This is a genomic window from Candidatus Thermoplasmatota archaeon (assembly GCA_034660695.1).
GTDB lineage: Archaea > Thermoplasmatota > E2 > UBA202 > DSCA01 > JAYEJS01.
The window spans coordinates 1-2,684 of the sequence record JAYEJS010000019.1; the positions used below are offsets into that span (position 1 = coordinate 1).

Sequence of the window (2,684 nt, forward strand, 5' to 3'; positions counted from 1 at the left end):
TATGTGGACTTTATCAAATGAAAGGTTGTTGTTCTCCTTTCTAAACACAACACAAATAACTTTTTTCACATTGCTTAATTTAGATTTTTCTACAAGAATAGTCTCATCACTTAACGATTCATCATTGATAACGAACTCTCCTAGGTTCTTAACAGCATTTAACATTTTTCATCTCTCTGCATGCAGTTCCATTATCCATCCAAACATCATGATAAATTGGAATCTCAACTTTCATTTTTAACCTCGAATACTGTTGTTATTGTTGTCACTACCCTTAACGCATTTGCATTTAAAATCTTTTACCATGATTTCTCTGCTTTCAATTCTTCCATTCCATTCCCATCCAACATTAGCAGCTTCCTCTATTGCGCAATAATGTGGTCATCCAAATTCTCCCAGACTCTTATTCAATATCCTCTTCAATCCTTCCATGACTTCCATCGGTATTACCACAACTTTATCCATTCTCCTCGAATTTCCGATTCCCAGTAACGCGCGCAGGCGGAGATGTCCAATTGGTGAAGAAGGCGGTTTTTCATCCCACCACCAGCTATCTTTTTCTTCTCCACCAAATTCTCGTGCTAATCTCTCATAGCTAACCCAGCCTCCATTTCCGTATACCAAATGAAGGATTTTTTGAGAATCGGCGGATAAGTTGTTGATAATCTCTTTCAGTTTGGCTGCATCTGATATCATATCGGAGATGGCCGACACCTTTTCCTTCTTAACCTGTTCAACTGGGATGCCCAACGCCCTACAAATGCCATCAATCCACTGGATCGGATATTTATTGAGCAGAGTCGTCACTTTTATATTCAAAGATATTGGGATTGAATCATATTTTTCTTTCATCGATTTATCATAAAGATACATTAGTTCATCAGGGGTTGGCATACCCATGCCGTGCAATAATTGATCGAGATCTTCTTCGGATTCAGAAGGATACAACCAATCTCTTATGAAATCTAGATAACCGCGGGGACCAAAATCATGGTGGTTTCTAACGCTATCTAGAACGTAGTGGAGGCAAGCCTTTATTTCACCCAACTCTCGATCATGAACCTTCAAATTTTTCTGGATTTTCCATTCAATGCTCCTTTTACCATATTCCTTCCACGGGTCTTCAATGAGATTTTTCAAGGAATGCATCACGTCCACATCTTCTATCTCGCTTTCATCATCGCGTGAAACGATAGCGCTTTCAATAGCAAAAAGCACATCCCTATATTCTTTTTCATTGCCTATAATTTTATTTACCTCACCACTAGCCCATCCTATTCCAGTTTCTCCTTCCTTTCCTGTTGCATTCTTTTTCATCTTCTCCCTCCATCATCCATCCACATCATGATAAATTGGGATCATAATTTTCATCGCATCATTTATTTTTTCCGTCCTCTCCTTTTTCTCCTTTCGGGTAGATAGCATCCCGCCGAGCAGTCGAAAGCATCTTCGGCCGTCACTTCAAAAGTGCCTCGCGATCCTACACACGGTGCGTATCTTTCATCACTGTACTTATAGAAGGCAAATCTCCAACTATCAGGATTACCAAGCCATTCCAGACGGCAGAGATGCGTTGGCCTTCCTGGCGCATCTGGATCTATCGCATCGATATAGGCAAAGCGCCCCCGAAAGCGAATTCTGATCATCGTATTCCATTCTTCTTTAGCATAATTGCGCAGCCTCTCTTCAAGGCGCTCGCGCTCTTTTTCTGGAATATCCTTATACTGCCTTACCCAAACCTTTTTACTCATCATTATCACCAATAAAACATGATTCCCAAATGCCATCACTTAAGCAATCTATTAATTTCGTCAACATCAAAATGCTCTGGGTCAAAGTCTTCTCCCAGCCATTCCACAATTCTTTCCTCATATTCAGGATGATTTTTATCTTTCCGTATTTCCATAAGTTCCTGGTACCCCCATACACCACCGCAGTCTTCTGGAGGGCATGCCCTCTTCCCAGCAATACAAACAGGATACTTTTGAGAATCGTCTTTTTCTAGAATTTTCTCAACTCTAATTGCGTGCTCCCATTTATCACCAAAGTCGTATAGATAATAAAATCTTTGTTTTTCTGTCTTTATAAAATCGTTCAACCTCGTTTTAGTTGCAGGTTTAGTTTTTTTGGCTTTGGGCCTGAAAGCGATCCACACGGCATCAACAAAAAAACCTTTGCTAGATGCTTCTATACGGGTATCATCAACTTCAAACTCATACAAATGATAATTCTCCCAGCCCATCACGATCTGGATAATTCCATGCAATTCATGAAAACTAATGGAATCTTCCACCAAAAATCTTCTCCATATGGCCGGCTTTATGCCATTTAACCCAATTTTTAACTGCAATATTTTCATTTTTCACCCCTCTCGGGTAATCTTTTTCACCAGCTCAACATCTATATTTGCAGGAAGCTTCCCACTCTGGAGCGTCTCTACTCGCCTAAGCGAAAGGTGCGCCGCGGGAATTCCATCCATTTTCCCGCTGTTTCCTACGGGTTTGGCTTCTTTCTGCTGAACTGAAAACGCAATTCCTTTAAAATCTTTATCCCTTCCTTAGTCTCTACGAATAAGCTCCATTTTGTAACCTAATTGTTTCTCCTCGGGTGACGAGAAGAAACAATCTATTCCTCTAAAATTTTCAGATGGAGGAAAACGAGGGATGGAAAACAGAGTTTTCGGG

At 40.4% G+C, this 2,684-nt stretch carries 3 protein-coding genes; all 3 read right to left on the bottom strand.

Annotated features, from left to right (window positions below):
• Positions 1-381 precede the first annotated feature (381 nt).
• On the bottom strand, positions 382-1,317 hold the full coding sequence (locus tag U9O96_00940) for a hypothetical protein (GenBank protein MEA2053676.1): 936 nt from the start codon (positions 1,315-1,317) through the stop codon (positions 382-384).
• Between the two features lie 62 nt (positions 1,318-1,379).
• The gene (locus U9O96_00945; protein MEA2053677.1) at positions 1,380-1,751 is read right to left on the bottom strand and encodes a hypothetical protein; all 372 of its coding nucleotides are present in this window, start codon (positions 1,749-1,751) and stop codon (positions 1,380-1,382) included.
• A 35-nt stretch (positions 1,752-1,786) separates the two neighbouring features.
• On the bottom strand, positions 1,787-2,359 hold the full coding sequence (locus U9O96_00950; GenBank protein MEA2053678.1) for a plasmid pRiA4b ORF-3 family protein: 573 nt from the start codon (positions 2,357-2,359) through the stop codon (positions 1,787-1,789).
• Between the last annotated feature and the right edge of the window lie 325 nt (positions 2,360-2,684).

What these genes read in the sequence shown, in the direction of transcription:
- U9O96_00940 (MEA2053676.1), bottom strand. Translation starts at nt 1,317, where the DNA reads ATGAAAAAGAATGCAACAGGAAAGGAAGGAGAAACTGGAATAGGATGG.
- U9O96_00945 (MEA2053677.1), bottom strand. Translation starts at nt 1,751, where the DNA reads ATGAGTAAAAAGGTTTGGGTAAGGCAGTATAAGGATATTCCAGAAAAA.
- U9O96_00950 (MEA2053678.1), bottom strand. Translation starts at nt 2,359, where the DNA reads ATGAAAATATTGCAGTTAAAAATTGGGTTAAATGGCATAAAGCCGGCC.